Source organism: Streptomyces sp. NPDC028635 (assembly GCF_040637635.1).
In the GTDB taxonomy this organism is placed as follows: domain Bacteria; phylum Actinomycetota; class Actinomycetes; order Streptomycetales; family Streptomycetaceae; genus Streptomyces.
This window is the reverse complement of sequence record NZ_JBEZWX010000009.1, coordinates 111,063-133,380: the sequence shown is the minus strand read 5'-3', so window position 1 is coordinate 133,380 and position 22,318 is coordinate 111,063. Positions and strand designations below refer to the sequence as shown.

Here is a 22,318-nt window from a genome sequence, read left to right as displayed (position 1 = left end):
TGTCGTCGGCGGGGCGGGCGGGGAGAGAAGCGCACGCGGGAGCGGGGCCCGGCAACGGGCCCCGCCGCGGGCTCACTTGCCGAAGGCGAGCATCAGCTTCTCCTTCGCGTCATCGCCGCCGCCCAGCCGGGTGGTCGCGATGTAGAAGCGTCCGTCGACCCAGTCGTAGGTCTTGGAGAAGAAGCCGTTCTCGATCTCCGCGGTGGACGCGGGCATCTGCAGCAGCTTGGCCGGCTGGTGCGCGGTGCCCGCCGTCGGGACGCCCACGACCTGGCCGCCCGCGTCGTACGACGGCTGGACGTAGGCGACGAGCTGGTTGCCGTCCACGCGCATCGGCAGCATCGACTCGTCGGCCGGGGACTTCACCCGCCACTTCTCCTTGCCGTTGGCGAGGCTGATGGCGACGACCTCGTTGGCGCCGGTTGTGGCGTCGGTGGGCAGGTACAGCGTGTCGCCGCCGGCGGCGGTGCCGAGGCAGCCCTGGAGGTCGCGCTGGAAGATGCTCCAGCCGCACTGGAAGTCGAACTTCTCGTTGACGTTGACGTGGGTGCGCAGCTTGCCGTCGGCCTGCAGGACCACCATGTCCCAGACCTTCTTGTCCTCATTGGTGAGGTAGACGACCAGCGGGTCCATCGAGAAGACCTTCTTGACCTCCCAGCCCTTCTCCAGCGGCTGGGTCCACAGCACCGCCCCGGTCTTCGGGTTGAGGCCCTGGAGCTCCTCGTGCTCGTTGGAGGTCATGGCGCCGCAGCTGGCGACCTGCACCAGCTTCGTCGCGCTGCCGGCGAAGGCGGAGGGGAAGCAGGCCGAGCCGTAGCGCTTCTTCTCGTACAGCTTGTGCCCGCTGTGCACGTCGAGGGCGACGCCGGACTGGGAGCGGCCGATCATCAGCGTGTCACCGGCGAGAGTCAGCTCCACGTTGAGGGCGCTGTCGAACAGGGCGCCGTCGTCGATCGCGCCGGTCCAGCCCTTCTGGCCGGTGGCGAGGTCGATCTCCTGGAGCTGGTTGCACTTGGCGCGCTCGCTCGTGCCGTCCATGTACGCGACGACGATCTTGTTGTCGGCCGTCTTCTCACGGGTGGCCGCGCAGATCTTCGACGCGAAGGTGATGGGGGTCCAGGCGGGCTTGCCGTCGCTGATGTTGTAGCCGAAGACCTGCTTGTAGGCGGCCTTGACGGTGACCTTGTCGGTGATCCACAGGCCGGGCGCGTCCGCGCCGCCCTTGGGCGCGTCGGGCGCCGACTGGTACCACAGCACCTTCGCCTCGCCGGGCTGGCGGCCGGCGTTGAGGTCCCCGGGGCCGTCGTCGCCGCGGTCGCCCGTGGGGCTCTCGGATCCGGTCGGCTTCGGGTCGTCGCTCTGCTGGGAGACCGGCTTCTTCTGCGGGTCGTCGTCGCCGCTGAGCGCCCACACGGTGCCACCGATGACGAGCAGCGCGGCGACGGCGGCGCCGATGACGGCGAGCGGCTTGCCCTTGAACGGGCCCCGGCCGCCGGGCGTTCCGGGCGGCGGGGTGCCGGGCGCGCCGGGGAACTGGGGCTGCTGCGGGTAGCCGTAGCCCGGCTGCGGCTGGCCGTAGGGGCCGGGCTGCTGCGGCGGCCCGTACGGCCCCGGCTGCTGGCCGTAGGGGCCGGGCGCGGGCGTGCCGGGGGGCGCGTAGGGGCCGCTCGGCTGGGCGTAGGGCCCGGGCTGCTGCGGGTAGCCGTACCCCGGCTGCGGGGCGCCGGCGGGCGGGGTCTGCGGAGGCGGCGGCGTCTGCGGTGCGCCGGGCGGCGCCGGCGGCGGACTCTGCGGTGGCGGCGGGGTCTGCGGAGCGCCGAACCCGCCACCGGGCTGCGGCGGCTGGTCCTGCGGCGGTCCGAACCCGCCCTGCGGCGGCGGCTGGTTGGGCGGCTGAGTCATCAGCGTCTCCCCCTACCTCACTGATTTTCACCCACGCCCTGAGGTACGCGATGGACCCAGAGTCGTTCGACAGACAGTTCTCAGACGGCCCTTTCTATCACCCGCCGCCGACGGTCCAGGGCTGTGAGGCCGGGCCTGTACCCAACGGAGGACCGGCCCGTGATGCCCTCGTTACGCGCCTTCACGCCCCCTTCACGTGACGTGCGCGCGGGGCGCATGCGCCCGAACGGTCAGGCGTCCTCGGCGAGTTCCAGCCAGCGCAGCTCCAGCTCCTCGCGCTGGCCGGCCAGCTCCCGCAGTTCGGCGTCGAGTTCGGCCACCTTCGCGAAGTCCGTGGCGTTCTCGGCGATCTGGGCGTGGAGCTTGGTCTCCCGCTCGGAGACCTTGTCGAGCTGCCGCTCGACCTTCTGCAGTTCCTTCTTCGCGGCGCGCTGGTCGGCGGCGCTCTTCTCGGTGCCGGCCGGCTTGGGCGCCGCGGCGGTGACCTGCGCGGCGACCGCCTCCTCCATGCGCCGGCGCCGCTCCAGGTACTCGTCGATGCCGCGCGGCAGCATCCGGAGGGTGCCGTCACCGAGCAGCGCGAAGACGCGGTCGGTGGTGCGCTCGACGAAGAAGCGGTCGTGGGAGATGACGATCATCGAGCCGGGCCAGCCGTCGAGGAGGTCCTCGAGCTGGGTGAGGGTCTCGATGTCGAGGTCGTTGGTGGGCTCGTCGAGGAAGAGGACGTTCGGCTCGTCCATGAGCAGACGCAGGAGCTGGAGGCGGCGGCGCTCACCACCGGAGAGGTCGCCGACGGGCGTCCACTGCTTCTCCTTGCTGAAGCCGAACGTCTCGCACAGCTGCCCGGCGGTCATCTCGCGGCCTTTGCCGAGGTCGACGCGCTCGCGGACCTGCTGCACGGCTTCCAGCACCCGGGTGTTCGGGTTCAGCTCGGCGACCTCCTGGGAGAGGTAGGCGAGCTTGACGGTCTTGCCGACGGCGACCCGGCCGCCGGCCGGCTGCGCCTCGCCGCCGGTGCGGGCGGCCTCGGCCATCGCGCGCAGCAGCGAGGTCTTCCCGGCGCCGTTGACACCGACGAGGCCGATGCGGTCGCCGGGGCCGAGCTGCCAGGTGACGTGCTTGAGCAGCACCTTGGGACCGGCCTGGACGGTCACGTCCTCCAGGTCGAAGACGGTCTTGCCGAGCCGGGAGGAGGCGAACTTCATGAGCTCGCTGCTGTCACGGGGCGGCGGCACGTCCTTGATCAGCTCGTTGGCGGCCTCGACGCGGAAGCGGGGCTTGGACGTGCGGGCGGGCGCGCCGCGGCGCAGCCAGGCCAGCTCCTTGCGGACCAGGTTCTGCCGCTTGGCCTCCTCGGTCGCGGCGATGCGCTCCCGCTCGGCGCGCGCGAAGACGTAGTCGGAGTAGCCGCCCTCGTACTCGTAGACGGCGCCGCGCTGCACGTCCCACATGCGGGTGCAGACCTGGTCCAGGAACCAGCGGTCGTGGGTGACGCACACCAGCGCCGAGCGCCGGGCGCGCAGGTGCTCGGCGAGCCAGGCGATGCCCTCGACGTCGAGGTGGTTGGTGGGCTCGTCCAGGACGAGCAGGTCCTGCTCCTCGATGAGCAGCTTGGCCAGCGCGATACGGCGCCGCTCACCACCGGAGAGCGGCCCGATGACGGTGTCGAGGCCCTTGGGGAAGCCGGGCAGGTCGAGCCCGCCGAACAGTCCCGTCAGTACGTCCCTGACCTTGGCGTTGCCCGCCCACTCGTGGTCGGCCATGTCGCCGATGACCTCGTGCCGGACGGTGGCCTGCGGGTCGAGGGAGTCGTGCTGGGTGAGCACGCCGATGCGCAGTCCGCCGGAGTGGGTGACCCGGCCGGTGTCGGCCTCCTCCAGCCTGGCGAGCATCCGGATCAGGGTGGTCTTGCCGTCGCCGTTGCGTCCGACGACTCCGATCCGGTCCCCCTCGGACACGCCGAGCGAGACCCCGTCCAGCAGGGCACGGGTGCCGTACACCTTGCTGACGTTCTCGACATTGACCAGGTTGACGGCCATCTCACTCCTGCCCGGGGGGGTCGATCAGCCTCCCAGCCTAATGCGCGTGCGTGGGTGGCCGGAGCGCCGCCGGCCGGTGGAGCCGGGCCGGGGCGCAGCGGGGAGCCGGCCGGCGTCCCGGGTCAGGAGGGGTGCACGTGCTCGTCGCGGAGCGCGGCCACGGCCCTGCGGAGGGCGCCGAGGGCGGGTTTGGCGCTTCCGTCGGCGCGGCGCAGTCCGAAGAAGTTCTCCTCGGACGAGGTGTCGGTGCCGAGGTCGTGGTCGGAGAACCAGAACAGTGCCTGCACGTGCGGGGTGCCGGCCGCGGTGCGCACCGAGTCCGCCGCGATCTCCGCCTGCCGCTCCTCGGTCACGTGCTTCGTCGTCGACAGGATGTTCTCCGGCCGGCCGTCCGTCGCGGCGCCGGGACCGCCGGTGGGCGCCCCGTACTCGGTGATCCACACCGGCAGGCCGGGGGTGCCGTACACGGACAGCACGTGCTCCAGGCTGTCCGGCGCGCTGTCGATGGCCTCCCAGGTGGTTCCGCGCCCGGTCGTGTCGCTCGGCAGGTACGGGAACGTGTACGGGTGGTAGGCGACGGCGTTGACGAACCGGTTGCCGCCGCGTGCCGAGACCGCGGCGAGGAAGTCGCTCTGCGAGATCCTGGTGCCGCCCGTGTGCACCGCGGCGAGCCCGCCGAAAATCACGTAGGCCGAGGGGTCCTGGTGCCGCAGGGCCCGGCTGGTCAGGCGGAGCAGGTCCGTGTAGGTCCCGGGGTCCGGGGCGGGCTTCCAGAAGTCGGGCAGATTGGGCTCGTTCCACACCTCCCAGGTGTGGATGCCGGACGGCGCGTAGCGCTGCGCGGCGGCGGCGGCGAAGTCGGCGAACGCGGCCGGGTCGGCGGGATGGCACTTCTCGTCGTCGCATCCCGCGGGCCGTGCCCAGGGCGGGGTGTAGCCGAGGATCGGCAGCACGGTCAGATGACGCTTCGCGGCCGCGGCGACGATGCGGTCGAACTGTCTCCACCGGTAGTCGCCCGGCCCGTCGGGCTGGACGTCCCGCCACGACAGGTCGGCCCGCACCCATCGGGCGCCCACCTCGACGGCCACGTCGAGGGCTGAGGCGAGGCCCTTGTCGGACAGACCGGTGAGGCGGTTGCCGTACGCGATGCCGATCCGCAGGGGCTTGGACTCGGCGACCGGCGACGGTGTCGGCTCGTGCTTCGTACACGCCGTGATCACGGTCCCGGTCAGGACCAGGGCCGCCACGGCGGCGAACAGCCTGTGACGCCGATGATTTTTCGCCACATCTCACATGTTAAGCGTGGAGAGGGGGGTGTTTCGTGAACACACCGGCGCTGGTCCGGGCCAGGCGCCGGGTGACGCCGCCGGCGAAGCGCACCGCTTCGGCCAGTGCGGGCAGCGGATCGTCACGGCACCACCAGGCCCGTTCCGTACCGCGCCGGGGGAGCAACGCCTCGGGCATCCTGTGCTCACGCCGGGCGCTGACGACCGCCGACGGCAGATCGGCCTGCCCGAGGACGAACATCCGGCCGTCCGCCTGCGGCGCCGTCGGTATCAGCCGGCCGGTGAGGTCCAGGTACAGCGCACGCACCACGTCCGTACCGTCCCGGGTCTCGAACAACCGGAACTGCGCGCCCGTCCGCGGGTTGAAGTCGACCAGCTTGTAGCGTCCGTCGCGCCGGTCGAAACGCCAGTCCAGATCCGCTATGCCGCGGTAGCCGATGCGCCGGCACAGACCGGCGGCGAGTTCGGCGAGCCGCGGGTTCGGACGGCTCCACGCGCGCGTGGTCGCTCCGCCGTACGGCGGCCAGGAACGGATCTTGAAGCCCGTGAAGACGAGCCGTGCCACACCATGACGGTCGCAGTACAGGTGGGTGATCCAGTCCTCGGCCACCGCGTCCGGGATGTACTCCTGGACCAGCACCGAGGGCGTCTGCCGCGAGCCCAGGCAGGCGAGCAGTTCGTCCTCGCCGTGCACCACGGTGGTGTGGCTGACGACCGGCGCGCTCAGCCGGGTGAACGCCTCCCGGTTCTTCAGTACGAGGGGATATCCCACGTCGTGCGCGAGTGCGAGCAGTTCCGCGCGGTCGGCCGGCGCCCAGGACCGCGGTGCGGGCACGTCGTTCGCGGCACAGATGTGGAACAGGCCCTCCTTGCTGGTGAGCCTGCGGGGCAGCCCGGGGGGAACCGGGGGCAGCAGGAACCACGCCGACAGGACGTCGGCGTGCTCGGCGAGCAGGACGGCGGATTCGTCGTCCGCTGCCACGGCGACCGCTCTGCGGCCGATCGCGCGGCCGTAGTCCAGCAGCAGCGAGGGCAGTTCCGCGGGCCTGTCCAGCGCGGTGGGCGGGATGGCGAAGCGGCCGGCGAGGTGACGGGAGACGGCCATCGGGGTGAAGGCGTCCTCGACCATGGCGTACACCGGCACCCCGGCCCGGCCGAGGGTTCTGAGGACGCCGAGACCTCCGTGCTGCTGCGGTGCGTGGACCAGCCTCACCAGCAGGGCGGGCACGTCGCGGTTCATGACGGCTCCCGCTGCCGTGCCGGGACCGCGGCCGGGTCGGCGAGGCCGTCCTCGGGCAGGACCGGCATGCGCAGGACGCGCCGCAGCAGCCGGTCGGCGCGGATGCCGAGGGTGTCCGGCCGTGCCGAGGCGGTCCGGGCGCCTCGGCCGGACACCCAGGCGCCGACCTCGTCGACGGTGGTCGCCGCGCGCAGCGGCAGCCGGGCGAGGGCGAAGACGTTGTCCCCGACCCGGCTCAGCCTGCTGCGCACCGCGCAGGCCGAGTCGTATCCGCACTCCGCGACCACCCGCAGCAGACGCGTCGTGAAGTGACCGTAGGGGTAGGCGAAGGAGGTGATCTCGTGCCCGAGGGCGTCCTCGAGCAGTTCCTTGCTGCGGACCACCTCGTAGGCGGCCACCCGGGGGTCGGCCAGGTCGAGGTCGCGGTGGGTGTGGGAGTGCGCTCCGATCTCCACCCCCTGCTCCTCCAGCTCGGGCAGCCGGCTCCAGCTGACCATCGGATGCGGCGGGAACACCGTCTCGCGCCGGTGCCGGCCCTCCAGGGAGCCGGTGGCCGCGTAGAACGTGCTCGGCAGGCCCCGCGCGGCGAGGGCGGGGGCGGCGATGTCGGCGAAGTCCGCGAAGCCGTCGTCGAACGTGATGACGACCGGGTCGCGCGGCAGGGGGCGGCGGCCGGTCGCCGCTTCGGCGAGGCGTGAGACGGGCACGACGGTCCGGCCGCCGGCCACGATCAGGTCGAGGTGCCGGGCGAAGTCCCCCGGCGTCACCGTGTAGTCGGCGATCCACGGCGCGGGGTCGTCCGAGAGGCAGTGGTAGTTGAGGATCGGAATGCGGATCATGTCGGTCTCCTTCTCGATCCCGGTTCCTCGTCAGGTCCTCACCCGGTGAGGACGCGGGCGCCACGGCGATCCGCGGCCGGGGACAGGGGCGGGCGCGGCGCCGCCGGCCCGGTGGCGGGCCACCGCTTCGTGCAGGACGGCGACCAGTTCGTCGGCCTCCCTGCGGGCGTCGAACCCCTCCAGCAGACGCAGCCGCCCGGCCGCTCCCATGCGCCTCCTGAGGCCGGGGGAGTCGAGCAGCGGGCGCAGGGCCGCGAGCAGGGAGGCGTCGTCCCCGGGCTCGGCCAGCAGGCCGGTTCGTCCGTCCGCCACCAGCTCGGGGACGCCGTAGACCCGGCAGGCGACGACGGGCAGGCCCGCCGCCATGGCCTCCAGGACGGTGAGCGGGGTCATGTCGATGCGGCTCGGCAGGGCGAAGACCGCCGACGACCGCAGGATGTGCCAGAGCCGTGGGTCGCCCGGGGTGATGTCGTCGACGACCGTGAGGTTGCGGCCCCTGGGCACGCGCTCCCTGGTGATCATGACGAGTTCGCACCGGTCGGCGAGGTGACGCTGGTGCACCCGGACGAGCTGGTTGCCGCCCTTGCGTTCCAGGGAGCTTCCGACGAAGACGATCCGCGGCAGGTCCCGGCGCAGGGTGCCGGGGGCGACTGGCGGGTCGGCCGCCGGGGGGATGATGCCGACCCTGACGACTCTCAGCCGGTCGTCGCGGACGCCGTAGTCGTCCCGCACCGACGCGGCCGTCCAGTCGGTCTGGGCGACGACGGTGTCCGCCGCCCGGAAGACCGCCGACTCCAGGCGCAGGGCGGGCCCCAGCGTGTGCGGGGTCCACCGGGTGGGTTCGCGGTAGGGCAGGCAGTACGCGGTGCGGGCGTTCGTCGAGTCCAGCCCCACCACCGACGGCATCCGCCGGAGGGTCCCCGCACTGAGCAGCACGGTGTTCTGGGTGTAGGCGTGCAGCGCGTCGAACGCCGCCTCGGGTCGCAGCCCGCGCAGTCTGCGCTGTACCCAGGCGCTCGTCGCGAGCTGGAACCGCAGGGGCTGCAGATCCAGGTCGAGCTGGTACAGCAGCGGCACCGGGGCGGCGGCCGCCCTGCGCAGCACCGAGCGCGACGGTACGTCGAGGAAGTGCGCCTCGATCTCCGGGTGCCGCTCCCGCAGTGCCTGCCGCAGATGCAGGTGCATGGTCGTGTGACCGCCGAGATTCTCGTTGATGAACAGAACTCTCATCCCGGTGTCTCCGTTCCTCGGTCGGACGGGGTGCCGGCGCTGTCGGTCCCCCGGTCGGATGAGGTGGCCGCGCCGTCGGGGGGCCCGCTGTCCTGGTCGCCGGGATCGGCGTCGCCGTGGCCCCCGGCCCGCAGCGCCCTGAGCATCCCGACGTAGACGAGGGCGGTCACCGCCGCCCCGAGCGGCCAGAAGGTGAACCGGGCGACGGCCCAGCCGGCCAGCGCTCCGGACGCGCCGGCGCACAGCACCTTCGGCAACGACGACAGGGGCAGCGGACGCATCCCCGGCACCCGGCGCAGCAACAGCAGCATCAGGACACAGACCAGCACGTCGGTCACCAGCGTGTTGACCGCGGCGCCCAGGTAGGACCAGCGGGGTATCAGGAAGAAGTTCAGGGTGACGTTGACGATCAGGCCGAGCAGGGTGACCAGCGGGTAGTGGCGGTTCAGCCGGGCCGCCACCAGGCAGTTGAAGGCCAGCACGGTGAAGAAGGCGATGCACTCGGAGGCCACGACGATGCGCGCGGCGTCGGCCGCCGGGGCGTAGGCCTCTCCGTACAGCGTGCGGATCACCTGCGGCGCGAAGACCGTGAACTCGCACACCAGCAGGCCGCCGAGCACGGCCAGCAGGTGGGCGGCGCGCGCCGCGGCCGCCCGGAAGGCCTGCGGCCGGTGCGGCCAGCTGCGCACCAGCAGGGGCAGGACAGCGATGGCGACGTAGAACGACAGCGAATGGGCCAGGTCGACGAATTTGTAGGCGACCCCGTACTGGCCGGCGGCGACGAACGAGTCGAGTTTCGTCAGCATCACCGAGTCGACCCGGTAGTAGATCAGCATCAGGCCCACGCCGACCGACAGCGGTACGGCCTCCCGGATCAGCGACCACCACTCGCGCAGGTCGACCCGGTACCGCAGGGGCAGGACGCGGTGGGCCGCCACCATCTTCCAGCCGATCCCCAGGACCTCGCCCAGCAGAGCCGGGATGGCGAACAGCAGGATGTTCCCCCCGGCCACCGCGATCGCCGAGGTCAGTGCCAGCTGTCCCATGGAGCCGAACACGCTCGCGGTGGCGATGGGGCGCAGCCGCATCCCGGCCTCGAACACCGCGTCGTAGGCGTGCGACGGCGTCGCCACCACGACGATCACTCCGGCCACGGCGGTGGCCCGGACCACGTCCGACGGGTATCCGGCGGCGGCGACGAAGCCGAGGGCCACCACGTAGCCGACGGCGCCGAGGGCCAGTCGCAGCAGGACGTAGGTGCCGCCGAACCGGCCCGGGTCGTCCAGGTCGGTGGAGAGGCGGACCACCGCTATCCGGCCGACCTGCAGATCCGTGATGATGCTCAGCATCTCGAGGACGCTGAAGATCAGCGTGAACTTGCCGAACTCGACCGGCGTCAGAGAGCTGATGACGATCAGCCACGCGGTCCACAGCAGTGCGGATTTCAGCAGGCGGCCGGTGACCATGGCGCCGACGTTGGCGAACAGACCCGAGGGGTTCTTCGAGGCGCGCGGCACCGTCGCCCCGCCCGGCATCACCCGGGCGGCGGCGCTCCTGGACCACGTCCTCACGGCGCTGCTCCGGACAGCGGGAAGCGCTTCCTGGTGTGCCATCCGCGCACGTTCTCCGTCATGAGGGCGACCTCGGTGGCCCGGCAGGTGATCGGCAGGAGCGGTGTGAGCCGGTCCGTGTCCCCGCGGGCCTGCTCGCCGATGCCCAGCGCGAGGTGCGGGACGAAGTCGGGGTAGCGGCCGCGGTACGGCCGGCAGGCGGGCCAGCTCCGCATCACGAGGCCGACGAGGCCGGCGAACGGCTCGGCCGGGACCGGCCGCAGGTACAGCACGCCGGGGAAGCGGCCCACCTCGGTGAGAGAGAACCGGAAGGGCGGCACCGAGGCGGTGATCCGGGCCAGTTCCGCCTCCACCAGGCCGTCGATGGTGTGGGGCGCCAGGAAGGGGTACATCACCGTGATGTGGGCCGGTACCGCGCCGGGCGGGTCGTCCGCGCCCCGCCACACCCGCAGAGCGGGCGTCGCCTCGGGCACGGGGACCAGCAGGCTGCTGGCGGGCCGCACCACGCGCTTGGCGGCGCCCACCAGTTCCCACGGTGCCGTGGACACACGGCACTTCACGGCGATCCCCTTCGCCTCGTGTCCAGTTCCTTCAGCAGGGCGAGATCGTGGCGGTCCGTCGCACGCTGCGGATAGTCCTGGTGGAGTGCCAACTGCAGGCTCAGCGGCAGGCAGGGCACGACGTGGCCGGCGACGACGCCCCGGTCGTCGGGCACCGGGTCGCTCGCGGCGGCGGCCGTCGGTGCGTCACCCGCCGGGGTGGGAGTCCGCGCCCGCCCGTCGAGCAGCCCCGCGAACGGCAGGCGGGCGAGATCGACGGGGAGCAGGTCGACGGCGACCAGGCCGTCGTCCAGCACCCAGCGCACGGACAGCGGACGGCCGTCCGAGATGACCTGGTCGTCCAGCCGCCGGTAACCGACTCCGGCCAGGGCGAGCCTGACCCTGTCCTCGACGCCGTCCTCCCGGGCGAGCACGATGTCGATGTCCGAGTGACGCCGTGTCTGCCGGCCCAGCAGGGCGTCCACGCCCCAGCCGCCCGCCAGCCAGCCCCGGACACCGGCCCGGCCCAGCGCGTCCAGCACCACGAGGACGTCCGCGGCGGGTGCCCACCGGCTCCAGAGCTGCCGCACCCCGGGAACATCGACGAGGAACCCGCACGGGGAACGTTCGACGCTCCGTCCGACGGAGCGGACCACGCCCAGGGCCCGGCGCATCGCGCGGGTCGCACCGGACGGCGGAGTCACGCAGGGCACGGGCCCCTGCGACTCCCGGGGACGACCGGACCGTATGCGCATGCCGGGCCCCCTCTCGGACGTGGGCCGACCTTTTCCGCGCCCCCTGCCCCCACAGGGCGGCACTTGCGTATCTTTACAGTGTATACTTACGTTAAGTACGGTTTGTCTCGCGGTCAAGGGACCGGAAGAGCTGGAGGCAGCGGCCCGTGGAGGCCGACCAGGCGTGGCGTTCGACCGCCCGTTCCCGGCCGGCCGCACCCATGCGGTCAGCGAGAGAGCCGTCCCGCAGCAGGCGCCGGCAGGCGGCGGCCAGCGCCAGATGGTCCCCGGGCGGAACGAGCAGCCCCGTCACGCCCGGCGTGACGACATGCGGGATGCCTCCCACGTCGGACCCCACCACGGGCGTGCCGCACGCCATCGCCTCGACCAGCACCATGCCGAAGGACTCGGCATCCGTCAGGGACGGCAGGACGAGCACGGCGGCGCTCCGCATCACGGCGACCAGGCCGTCACCGGACATCTCCCCGGTGAACTCCACCCGGTCGGCGATCCCGAGCCGCTCCGCGTGGGCGGCATGGTCGGGCACGGCGTCCCCACCGCCCACCAGACGCAACCGGACCCCGGGCAGATCGGCGAGCGCGGCGAACGCCCGCAGCAGCACATCGACGCCCTTCCACCGCGACGTACGGTCCAGCCGCCCCACGTAGACGACCGTCCGCGGCCGCGTCGACGCGGGGGGACCCGGGGTGAACCGCTCCACGTCGACCCCCGGCGCGATCTCCACGGCGCCCGGACGGCCGTAGGCCAGCGAGACCGGTGACACGGCGACGAGCGCACGGGCCCGCGCGAACACCCGGGGCAGGACGTGCCGCTCGTACCAGCGGATCAGACGGTCGACGTGGGGACGACCCTTGCTCATCGACCCCGCGTGGTACGTCAGGACGGCCGGGCGGCGGCCCGCCACCGCGACCGCCAGCTCTCCCAGACCGGGAACCGGGGCGTGCGCGTTGACGACGTCGACGTCGAGACGGCGCAGCCAGCGGCGCAGTTGGAGCGGCCACAGCGGGCTGACCGGCGTGTTGGACCAGCGTGCCCACGTCCCCAGCCGGACGACCGGGATCCCCGCGTCGTCCGCGAACGTCGTCCGCCATCCGGCGGTGTTGGAGGTGATCACGACGGCCCGCATCGCCGGATCCTCGGCGACCGCGCGGGCGACATGGGCCGCGTAGCTCTCGCAGCCCCCGACGTGCGGCGGGTAGTACGGTGCGACGACCGCGACGGTGGGCATCACGGCTCCTGCTGCCCGGGCGCTGCCGGGAAACGCCGCGGCGCCGTGTGCCGCGGGGTGCGGGTGCTCGGGGCCGGCGGCGCGGGGAGCAGTGAGCGAAAGAGCCGCAGATGGCGCTCGGTGAGGGCGGGCCAGGCATAGCGCTCGACCGCGCACCTGCGGCCGGCCGCCCCCATACGGTCGGCGAGCCGCCCGTCGAGCAGCAGCCGCCGGCAGGCCCCGGCCAGCGCCTCGGTGCTGTCGTGCGGGAAGAGCAGCCCGGTGACGCCCGGCGTGACGACGTACGGAATGCCTCCCACGTCGGACCCCACCACGGGCGTGCCGCACGCCATCGCCTCGACCAGCACCATGCCGAAGGACTCGTGCGCGGTCTGCGAGGGCAGTACGAGCACGGCGGCGCTCTGCACCGCGGCGACCAGGGCGTCCGCGACGAGCGGGCCCGTGAATTCCACCCGGTCGGCGATCCCCAGCCGCTCGGCGTGTGCGACGTGCTCGGGGACCGCATCCCCCTCCCCCACCAGGCGCAGCCGTACGCCGGGCAGATCGGCCAGCGCCGCGAACGCCCGCAGCAGGACGTCGACGCCCTTCCACGGCGACGCACGGTCCAGCCGCCCCACGTAGACGAGGGTGCGTGAGCGGGTCGACGCCGGGGGGCCGGGGGTGAACCGGTCCACGTCCACACCCGGTGTGATCACGACGGCGCCCGGACGGCCCGCGGCCAGCGAGACCGGTGAACTGGCCACGACCGCACGGGCCCGGGCGAAGACCCGCGGCAGGACGTACCGCTCGTACGCGTTGACCAGGAGGTCGACGTCCCAGTGGCCCTGCACCATCGTGCCGGCGTGGTAGGTGAACACGGTGGGGCGGTGACCGGACACGGCGATCGCGAGGTCCCCGAGTCCGGGGACGGGCGCGTGGGCGTCGACGAGGTCGACGTCGAGCCGGCGCAGCCAGTGGCCCAGCTGCCACAGCCACAGCGGGTTGACCGGGGTGTTGAGATGGCGCGCCCACGTGCCGAGGCGGACCACCGGCACGTCGCCGTCCGTCCCGACCGAGGTGCGCCGCCGGGTCGGCTGCGCGGTGATGACGACGGCCCGCATCGCGGGGTCGGCGGCGACGGCGTGGGCGACGCGCCGGGCGTAGTTCTCGACGCCGCCGATCTTCGGGAAGTAGTTGGGGGCGACGACGGCGACCGTGGGCGTGCGGCGGCCGGGGTCCACGGCCCGGTCGAACACCTCGGCCGTGCGGTCGGACTGACGCTCCCAGGACAGCTCACGAACCGCCCGCGCACGACCGGCTGCCGCCAGGCGCCGGGCGAGTACGTCGTCGTGCAGCACGGAGCCGAGCGCTTCGGCCAGCCCCGGCACGTCCCCCGGCGCGACGAGCAGGCCGGTGTCGCCGGAGCTGATGAGGGAAGGGGCGCTCCCGGCCGCCGGGGTCACGACCGGGCGCCCCCACGTCAGCGCCTCGGCGAGTGCGCCCGGGGAACGGACGTCGTGGGCGGGCAGTACGAGAACCCGCCCGCGCCGGCAGGCGTCGGCCGGCTCCTCCGCCGCCCCCAGCCTGGTGAAGGTCACCCGGCCGTCCAGTCCCAGCCGCCGCGCCAGCCCCTCGTACCCGTCCCGCACTTCTCCCCGGTGCAGCACCTCCAGCCGCACCTGCGGAACCGTGCGGGACAGGACACCGAGCGCCCGCAGCAGGTCGGACAGCTCCTGACCGGCGTCGGCACCCGCGAGGAGGCCGGGGAAGACGACGCGCGGTGCCTCCGGCACCTGACCCGCGACGCAGGCGTCCGGATCCACGCCGGGGACGATCCGGGTGGAGCGGTCCGCGAAGGGGCCCGGGAGGCCGGCCGCCACGGAGTCCGACGTGCACACCACCTCCCGCGCCCGGCGCACGGCCCGGGTCCGCGCCCTCCGCTCGTACCACACGCGCAGGAGGCCGGGCACCCCTTCCGCCGCCGGTGCCGGCCCCGGGTGGTAGGTCAGCACGAACGGCAGCCCTGCGCAGGCGCGCGCGACCGTGTCGGCGAACAGCGGTGCCGACGCCCGCGTATGGGCGTTGACCAGCTCGACCCGCTCCGCCTCGGCGACCTCGCGCAGCGCCCGGCGCCAGTGCCGCTCCCGTAGCACCGGCGGCGCCGCCAGGGGCGCGCCGAGGCAGTACACCGGTACCCCGTCGGGGGTCTCGTAGCGTCCGGCGGCTCCGGCCGTCCGTGTCGCGATCACCACGTGCCGGCCGTGCCGCGAGCGCAACGACCGCGCGAGCTGCCACACATAGTGCGCCACCTCGCCGAGGTCCGGCTCGGCCCCCGGCGATGCGAGCAGCACGCTGCGCGCTGTCGCCGGGGCCTCCCGACGTGCCGTGGGCGCTGCCGTGGGCGCTGCCATGGGGGGCCTCCTGACGAACCGTGTGCCGGGATGTGCGAGGGAGCCGCGGACGGGGCGGTGCGATGCGGCGGGCGGGGCGGTGCGGTGGGCGGACCGGGCGGTGCCGTGGCGGCTCACCGGAAGATCACTGCGCCGTCACTGCTGTAGATCCTGTTCTTGGTCGCGTCCAGGAAGGCGATCGGATAGCGGTAGGTCACCGCGTCACCCTGGTAGAAGACCGATGTCCGGTCCTTGCGGACGGTCGCGTAGTTGAGGAAGACGTATCCGTTGTCCTTGACGAACGCCGGGTAGACGGTGTTCACCGCCTGGTGGCGGAGCTTGTCCTGCAGCCGGGCGTAGGGCTGGTTGTCCGACCGGACCTGCGACTGGATGTTCACGGGCTGTCCCGCGTCGCGCAGCAGCAGCCAGTCGAACGCCTGGTGTTCCTCGGGATGGATGAGGTAGTTGTCGTAATACCGGCCGGCGTTGTCCAGGTTCAGCGTCGGCGGGTAGCCGCCCAGCAGTTTCGGCACGGCACCGGTGAGGCCGAGCAGGAGCGCCACCGACACCGCGCAGGCCAGCGCGGCCGCCCGTCGCCGCCCGGCCCACCGGCAGAGCCACACCAGCCCGGCCGCGACGAACGGGGCGAAGACGATCAGGCCCTGCTGGAAGGCGCGCAGCACCCCGTAGTCGACGGAGACCTGCGGCAGGAGCGTGAGCATCGCGACCACCGCGCCCGCCCCCACGGTCAGCGTGACCTGGTCGCGGGCCGGGCGGAACGACTTGCGCCGGCCCCACACGGTGGTCACGAACCCGAGGAGCAGCAGCAGTTGCAGCAGCACCGCGACGAGCACGCGGAAACCGCTGTTCGCCGCCTTCACGTCGACACCGGTGTGCTGGACGGCACGGCCGAGCGGCGTGAGCGGCTGGACCTCGTCCGGTGCGACCCGGACGGGGTAGGAATCGACCACGGTCAGCGGCAGGTAGCGGCCGCGCGCCCCGGCCTGCGCCCTTTGGTCCACCGCGTAGGCGCGGTAGTCGGTCAGCCGCTGGACCGGGCTGACCCGTGCCCCGCCGATCAGGCTGTACGACACGTCCGAAGACCGGTTCCCGAACTGCCAGTTGCCGAGGTCACGCACGGTCGTGGAGACCGTCGCCTGCAGTTGTCCGCCCGTGTGGGAGACCGGGCCGGCCCAGAGTGCCGCGGCGGCCGCCGTGGCGACGACGATCCACCAGGTGACGAAGCCCCGTGCGACCGCCTCGCGCGGTGCCCTCTTCCGCAGCCGCGTGCCCAGCCGCCACAGGAGGTCGGTGGCGAACGCCAGCGCCAGGGTCACCACGATGATGTAGGTGGTCGCGTAGTGGGACAGGACGACACCGAGGGCCAGCACGGTGAACGCGATCCGCCGGGCGGCGAGCGGGCGGCCGGCGTCGGTCAGCACCACCATGGCGCACCCGACCAGGACGAAGGCGACCTCCTGGCGCGCGATGAAGACCATGTCCGTGAAGAACGTCGGGAACATCATGACGAACACGGCCGACAGCAGGGCCACGAGCTGAGGGGCGACGTTGCGCACCGAGCGGTAGACCAGCGCCGGGGTCAGGGCGAAGAGCAGCGGCAGGACGACCTTGAAGACGTAGACGCCGGAGATTCCCGTCAGCCGTACCAGCGACGTCGGCAGCAAGGTGATGCTCATACAGGCGTTGTAGGCGTCGCGGTAGGCGGCGATGTTCCAGCGGTCGGCCGAGGCGGTCAGCCGGAAGACCCCGAACTCCTGCTGGATGTCGTGGCCGGTGATGTACCAGCCGCGCAGGGAGGTGAGGAGCAGCAGTCCCGCTGCCGCGCAGAACAGGCCGAGGACGATGACGGAGGCCGGATAGCGGCGCCGGCGCCACATCAGGAGCGCCAGCAGCACCGCGACGGCGATCATCGCGGTGAAGCTGACGCCGGACCCGGCCTGGTTGTTGAGCCGGATCGGGCCCGCGACGCACAGGAGGAGGGTGACGGCGCCGAGGACCGACACCGGGATCAGCCCCGGCGGAAGTGCGGGGGCGTGGCCCTCGCGCCACCGGGCGAGACGGTCGGCCAGGCTCTCGGCGGGAGGATCCACCGCGACGGCGAGGACGGCGACGGCCAGCGCGGAGGCGACGGCGAGGGGCGTGCGGGCGAGGGGCTGCCCGGCACCGACGGCCGGCAGGACGGTGTTCACCAGCAGGGCGACCGCCATGGCGGTGATGACGCTGAGTCCGATGGCCAGCAGCACCCGGCCGTCGCGGGTCGACAGCACCCGGTCGGTGATGCCGTACCACAGCACCGTGGGGGCGCCGAAGAGGAGCCAGAGACCGGCGAGCGCCAGCAGGCCCGTGGGGGGACCGGGCAGCAGCTCGATGAGAAGGGCGAGGGCGGTGCCGCCCAGGACGGCGCGGCGTCCCGCGACCCGCCCTGCCAGGAGCGTGACGGCGGTCATGGTGAGCTCTTGGGGGTCTCGAAGCTGCTGGGGCTCAGGCGGAAGTGCAGGGATTCGCGGTGGCCGACGAGCGCGACCCGGACGAGCTGGGAGCCCGGGCGCAAGGGGAGCCGCACGATGACCGACATCCGTCCGTCGGGCTGCTCGGTGAGCGTGGTCGTGGCCGAGGCCGTCGTACGGCCGGCCGGCGACTCCAGCCACGCGCGCAGCCGGTAGGGGCCCGTGTCCACACCGTGGCGGATGACCGCCACCTGTGTGACGACCTGGTCGTGCCGCACGGCCGGGACACTCATGAAGTACAGCTCGCTGTAGGAGGCCGGCATCTGGGTGAACGACTCACGCAGCTCACGGCGTGCGGCAGGAGTCAGCAGGACACCCACGACGACGACCAGGACGGCCAGCACCACGAGCACGAGGCGACGGCGGCGCCGGTGGAGCGGACGCACCTCGCCGGCGGGTGCCGGTTCCTGCTGCGACGGCTTTTTGAGACTGTCGAGGAAGGGGCTCATGCTGCTCTCTCCTTCGGAGCGCCGCCGGCCACCGAGACCCCGCGATCAACGCTGGGACGGTCTGCGGACGTCGTGCCGGCCCGCAGCCCACCGGCCGGTGACACCGTGCTCGGCCTGGAAGTCGGGCAGCCGGGGCGGCAGCGCCCGCCGGGCCGGGACGCCGGGCCCGACGCGTTCCCTGCGCATGCAGCGGACCCTGCCCAGAATGCGGAAGCAGTCGACCGCGTCCTGCCAGCTGATCTTCTTGCCCTCGGCGTGGGACCGGCTGTAGTAGCTCACCGGGACCTCGAAGGGGCGGACGCCGATACGGAGCAGGCAGGCGGTGATCTCGGTGTCCAGTCCGAAGCCGCGCGCCTGGAGGTGCAACGAGCGGAACAGGGACAGCGGGATCAGTTTCAGGCAGGTGTGCATGTCGGCCAGGTGGGCGTCGAAGAGCACATTGGCCACGAGCGTCATCAGCTCGTTTCCCAGGGCGTAGCGATACGACTGGTAGACGGTGTTCTGTCCGAAGAGCCGCGCCCCGTAGACGACGTCGCAGCGCCCTTGGAGGACCGGTTCCACCAGCCGCGGGATGTCGTCCGGCGAATACTCCAGATCGGCGTCGAACGGAAGAATGTGCGTTCCGGTGGCCAGCTTCCCGGCCGTGAGCAGGGCGGCGCCCTTGCCGAGGTTGTGCGCGTGCCGGTGGGTGATCACCCGGGGACTCTCGTGCTGCGCCAGCAGGAGCGGAGTGCGGTCGCTGCTGCCGTCGTCGACGACGATCAGTTCGATCTCGCACGGGTACTCATGGTCGAGCACCGAGTCGACGGCCGCGGCGATCGTTCTTTCCTCGTTGTACGCCGCCATCAGGATGGAGAGCTTCACCGGGCCGTCGCCCGACCACTTCCGGCCGCTGGGCGCCGGGAAAGAAGGGATGTCTGGTGCGCTCATCGCGGGCCCTCCTCGCTTTGAGCCCCTCAGACGTAAGAGTGCCGTGCGGTATCTCTGTACGCTTACGTCGTATACGTCCCCACTGTGCCCACCGGGGCTCGCGACGTCAAGAGCAAAAAACAGCGAAACCGGGCTAAACAGGACAAAGGCCTAGTCGAGGACCGTCGCCCCCGCCACCGGCCCCGACGCCACGCGCACACTCCGGCACGTCCCCGACGTCCGCAGCGCCCGCGCGACCCCCTCGGCGCCCGACCCGTCCCGGACCAGGAACGCCGTCGTCGGGCCCGACCCCGACACCAGCGCCGTCAGCGCGCCCGCCGACCGGCCGACGGCCAGGGTGTCCGCCAGCTCGGGGTGCAGGGACAGCGCGGCCGGCTCCAGGTCGTTGGTGACGGCGGCGGCCAGCGCGTCCGCGTCGCCCTTCGCCAGCGCCTCGAGGACCGCCCGCGACGCCTGCGGCACGGGAATGTCCCTGCCCTGCGCCAGCCGGTCGAACTCGCGGAAGACCGCCGGCGTCGACAGCCCCCGCTCGGCCATCGCGAACACCCAGTGGAAGGTGCCGCCGACCTCGAGCGGCTCCAGCTTCTCACCCCGCCCGGTGCCCAGCGCCGCCCCGCCGACCAGGCTGAACGGCACGTCGCTGCCCAGCTCGGCGCAGATCTCCAGCAGCTCCTCACGGGTGGCGCCGGTGTTCCACAGCGCCTCGCAGGCCAGCAGCGCGCCCGCGCCGTCCGCGCTGCCGCCCGCCATGCCGCCGGCGACGGGGATGTCCTTGGCGATGTGCACATGGACGGACGGCTCGATGCCGTACCGCGCCGCGAGCGCCTCGGCCGCACGGGCCGCGAGGTTGGTGCGGTCCAGCGGGACCTGCCCGGCGTCCGCTCCCGCGCAGGTCACCCGCAGCTCGTCGGCCTCGGTGACGGTGACCTCGTCGTACAGGCCGACGGCGAGGAAGACGTTGGCCAGGTCGTGGAAGCCGTCGGGGCGGGCGGCGCCGACCGCGAGCTGGACGTTGACCTTGGCGGGGACGCGGACGGTGACGCTCACTTAGGCCTGCTCCTTGTGTTCTGCGATCCGCGCGAACTCCTCGACGGTCAGCGCCTCCCCGCGCGCCTGCGGCGAGACGCCGGCCGCGACGAGCGCCGCCTCGGCGGCCGCCGCGGACCCGGCCCAGCCGGCGAGGGCCGCGCGCAGCGTCTTGCGGCGCTGGGCGAAGGCCGCGTCGACCACCGCGAAGACCTCCTTCTTGGAGGCCGACGTCTTGACCGGCTCGGTGCGCCGCACCAGGGAGACCAGCCCGCTGTCGACGTTCGGCGCGGGCCAGAAGACATTGCGGCCGATGGCACCGGCCCGCTTGACCTCGGCGTACCAGTTGGCCTTCACGGACGGCACGCCGTACACCTTCGAGCCGGGGCCCGCGGCGAGCCGGTCGGCGACCTCCGCCTGCACCATCACGAGGGTGCGCTCGATGCTCGGGAAGGTGTCGAGCATGTGCAGCAGGACCGGCACGGCCACGTTGTACGGCAGGTTCGCGACCAGCGCGGTGGGCGGCGGGCCGGGCAGCTCGGTGACGTGCATGGCGTCGGAGTGCACCAGCGCGAACCGCTCCGCGCGCTCCGGCATCCGCGCGGCGATCGTCGCGGGCAGCGCGGACGCCAGCACGTCGTCGATCTCGACGGCCGTCACCCGGTCCGCGGCCTCCAGCAGCGCCAGGGTCAGGGAGCCCAGCCCCGGGCCGACCTCGACGACCACGTCGTCAGGCCGGACGTCGGCGGTGCGGACGATCCGGCGGACCGTGTTGGCGTCGATGACGAAGTTCTGTCCCCGCTGCTTGGTGGGACGGACGCCGAGGGCGCCCGCGAGTTCACGGATGTCGGCGGGGCCCAGCAGGGCGTCCGGGGTGGGGCTGCTCACGGAACAAGGGTACGGGGGCGCGCGGGGCGCGACGGCCGGGGCCGCTCAGCCGTGCAGCCGCGCCCCGCAGTGCGGCCAGGGACTCGCGCCGCTGCGGGTGTACAGCTTCTTCGCCCGGTACGTCTGTTCCGCCGCGGGCGCGTCCTGCGGCCGGCCGGTGCCGCCGAGGGCGTGCCAGGTGTGGGTGTCGAACTGGTACAGCCCGCCGTACGTCCCCGACGGGTCGACGGCGTCGGGCCGGCCGCCGGACTCGCACACCGCGAGGGACTGCCAGTTCAGGTGGTCGGCGCCGTGGACGGAGGCCGGCAGGGCTCTGGTGCCCACCCGCACGATCTGGGTGCGCGGCCGGCGCACCACCTCGGTCTGCTCGCGCCGCGGCTTGAGGCGTACGCCGTTGACGGTCCGCAGGGTGTACGTCACCCGGCGCAGGCCCGGGCGGCCCTGCTGCTCGACGACCTCCGTCCCCCGGAAGAGGGACGGGTCCTCGGTGCGCTGCTCGGGGAACGGGATCGGTTCCTCCCGCACCTCCTTGGTGCCCCTGATCCGCAGCACGGTGACGGTCTGCCCGTCGCGCGGGAAGCTGCCCGGCGCGACGGAGGTGGTGTCCTGGCCGCGCAAGGTGAAACCGGCCTGCTCGACGGCCTCACGGACGGTCGCCGCGTTGGTGCGGACGGTGCGGGCCTGCCCGTCCGCCATCACGGTCACGGCGCGTTCGGTGCGCACGTCGACGGCGAGCCCGGCGCGTCCGATGGGCTGGGAGCGCGCGATGGACAGGTAGGCTCCCTCCGCGCGCACGCCCAGCTGTTCCAGCGCCTCCTGGACGGTGTGCGCGGTCGTCCACACCTCGCGCGGCTGTCCGTCGATCGTGAGCCGTACGGGGCGCGCGTAGCGGACGGCGACCTCGTCCCCGTTCTCCAGGCGGGCGCCGCGGCCGGGTGCGACCACGTCGTGCGCCCCGACCTCGATGCCCTCCTGGGCGAGCAGGTCGCTCACGTCGTCGGCGAAGGTGTGCAGGGTGCGCGGCCGTCCTCCGTCGACGCTCAGCTCGACGGCCTTGTCCTCGGCGACGAAGGCGGTGGTCCCGCCGGCCAGGAAGGCGACGACGAGGGCCTGCGGCAGGAGGCGGCGCACGGAGCCGTCCGCGCGCTCGGCGTAACGCGCTCTGCGCCGGCGCGCGGCCCGGCGGTGCGCCACCGTTCGCGGGGCGGGGGCGGGCGTGGCGGTGACCGGGGGCTGCGGGGACTCCGGCGGTCGCGGGGGCTCCGGGGGCTCGTACACCTCGCCGTATCCGAGGGTCTCGGCCGTGTAGGGGTCGAAGGCGGGGTCCTGCGCGGGGTACGGCGGCTGCGGCTCCTCGGCATACGGCCACTGCGGCTGCGGATGGTACGGCGAGTACTGCGGGTACGCGTACGGGGAGTTGTTCACGCCGCCACTCCAGGGTCCGAAGGGGTCCGGATCGGGCCCAGAACCTAGCGGAGCCGCGCTCACTCTCCAAAGCG

17 protein-coding genes are annotated in these 22,318 nt (G+C 73.0%); all 17 read right to left on the bottom strand.

Translation table 11 applies throughout. The annotated features are described in order from the left end of the window. Positions 1-72: 72 nt before the first annotated feature. The 17 genes from AB0E88_RS12735 to AB0E88_RS12655 all read right to left on the bottom strand — a co-directional run bounded on the left by AB0E88_RS12735 (position 73) and on the right by AB0E88_RS12655 (position 22,244). Positions 73-1,902, bottom strand: a complete 1,830-nt coding sequence (locus tag AB0E88_RS12735) for a PQQ-binding-like beta-propeller repeat protein (protein WP_361628371.1) — start codon at positions 1,900-1,902, stop codon at positions 73-75. 230 nt (positions 1,903-2,132) lie between these two features. Then, on the bottom strand, positions 2,133-3,941 hold the full coding sequence (locus AB0E88_RS12730; protein ID WP_361628368.1) for an ABC-F family ATP-binding cassette domain-containing protein: 1,809 nt from the start codon (positions 3,939-3,941) through the stop codon (positions 2,133-2,135). 122 nt (positions 3,942-4,063) lie between these two features. Then, on the bottom strand, positions 4,064-5,227 hold the full coding sequence (locus tag AB0E88_RS12725; protein ID WP_361628365.1) for a cellulase family glycosylhydrolase: 1,164 nt from the start codon (positions 5,225-5,227) through the stop codon (positions 4,064-4,066). 10 nt (positions 5,228-5,237) lie between these two features. Beyond that, a complete protein-coding gene (locus AB0E88_RS12720; protein ID WP_361628362.1) occupies positions 5,238-6,467 on the bottom strand; it encodes an ATP-grasp domain-containing protein in 1,230 nt (409 codons plus the stop codon). Beyond that, positions 6,464-7,306 carry a polysaccharide deacetylase family protein gene (locus AB0E88_RS12715; RefSeq protein ID WP_361628359.1) on the bottom strand — a complete coding sequence of 281 codons (843 nt, stop codon included), beginning with the start codon at positions 7,304-7,306 and terminating at the stop codon, positions 6,464-6,466. The genes AB0E88_RS12720 and AB0E88_RS12715 overlap by 4 nt, the downstream gene beginning before the upstream one ends. A gap of 30 nt (positions 7,307-7,336) precedes the next feature. Further along, positions 7,337-8,536, bottom strand: a complete 1,200-nt coding sequence (locus AB0E88_RS12710; protein WP_361628356.1) for a glycosyltransferase family 4 protein — start codon at positions 8,534-8,536, stop codon at positions 7,337-7,339. Then, positions 8,533-10,107: an oligosaccharide flippase family protein gene (locus AB0E88_RS12705; RefSeq protein ID WP_361628353.1), complete on the bottom strand. Its 1,575-nt coding sequence runs from the start codon at positions 10,105-10,107 to the stop codon at positions 8,533-8,535. The genes AB0E88_RS12710 and AB0E88_RS12705 overlap by 4 nt, the downstream gene beginning before the upstream one ends. After that, complete coding sequence (locus AB0E88_RS12700) at positions 10,104-10,655, bottom strand: 2'-5' RNA ligase family protein (RefSeq protein ID WP_361628350.1); 552 nt, start codon at positions 10,653-10,655, stop codon at positions 10,104-10,106. The genes AB0E88_RS12705 and AB0E88_RS12700 overlap by 4 nt, the downstream gene beginning before the upstream one ends. 8 nt (positions 10,656-10,663) lie before the next feature. Continuing rightward, positions 10,664-11,350: a hypothetical protein gene (locus AB0E88_RS12695; protein ID WP_361628347.1), complete on the bottom strand. Its 687-nt coding sequence runs from the start codon at positions 11,348-11,350 to the stop codon at positions 10,664-10,666. Positions 11,351-11,492: 142 nt separating this feature from the next. After that, a complete protein-coding gene (locus AB0E88_RS12690; RefSeq protein ID WP_361628344.1) occupies positions 11,493-12,629 on the bottom strand; it encodes a glycosyltransferase family 4 protein in 1,137 nt (378 codons plus the stop codon). Then, positions 12,629-15,019 carry a glycosyltransferase family 4 protein gene (locus AB0E88_RS12685; RefSeq protein WP_361628341.1) on the bottom strand — a complete coding sequence of 797 codons (2,391 nt, stop codon included), beginning with the start codon at positions 15,017-15,019 and terminating at the stop codon, positions 12,629-12,631. The genes AB0E88_RS12690 and AB0E88_RS12685 overlap by 1 nt, the downstream gene beginning before the upstream one ends. A gap of 113 nt (positions 15,020-15,132) precedes the next feature. Then, the gene (locus AB0E88_RS12680; protein ID WP_361628338.1) at positions 15,133-17,466 is read right to left on the bottom strand and encodes a DUF2206 domain-containing protein; all 2,334 of its coding nucleotides are present in this window, start codon (positions 17,464-17,466) and stop codon (positions 15,133-15,135) included. After that, positions 17,463-17,975 carry a hypothetical protein gene (locus AB0E88_RS12675; protein ID WP_361628335.1) on the bottom strand — a complete coding sequence of 171 codons (513 nt, stop codon included), beginning with the start codon at positions 17,973-17,975 and terminating at the stop codon, positions 17,463-17,465. The genes AB0E88_RS12680 and AB0E88_RS12675 overlap by 4 nt, the downstream gene beginning before the upstream one ends. Before the next feature lie 45 nt (positions 17,976-18,020). Further along, on the bottom strand, positions 18,021-18,905 hold the full coding sequence (locus AB0E88_RS12670) for a glycosyltransferase family 2 protein (protein WP_361628332.1): 885 nt from the start codon (positions 18,903-18,905) through the stop codon (positions 18,021-18,023). A gap of 150 nt (positions 18,906-19,055) precedes the next feature. Beyond that, positions 19,056-19,952: a 4-(cytidine 5'-diphospho)-2-C-methyl-D-erythritol kinase gene (locus AB0E88_RS12665; RefSeq protein WP_361628329.1), complete on the bottom strand. Its 897-nt coding sequence runs from the start codon at positions 19,950-19,952 to the stop codon at positions 19,056-19,058. Continuing rightward, positions 19,953-20,819, bottom strand: coding sequence for a 16S rRNA (adenine(1518)-N(6)/adenine(1519)-N(6))-dimethyltransferase RsmA (gene rsmA / locus AB0E88_RS12660; protein ID WP_361628326.1), 867 nt, complete (start codon positions 20,817-20,819; stop codon positions 19,953-19,955). Positions 20,820-20,864: 45 nt separating this feature from the next. After that, positions 20,865-22,244, bottom strand: a complete 1,380-nt coding sequence (locus AB0E88_RS12655) for a ubiquitin-like domain-containing protein (RefSeq protein WP_361628323.1) — start codon at positions 22,242-22,244, stop codon at positions 20,865-20,867. Positions 22,245-22,318: the final 74 nt, after the last annotated feature.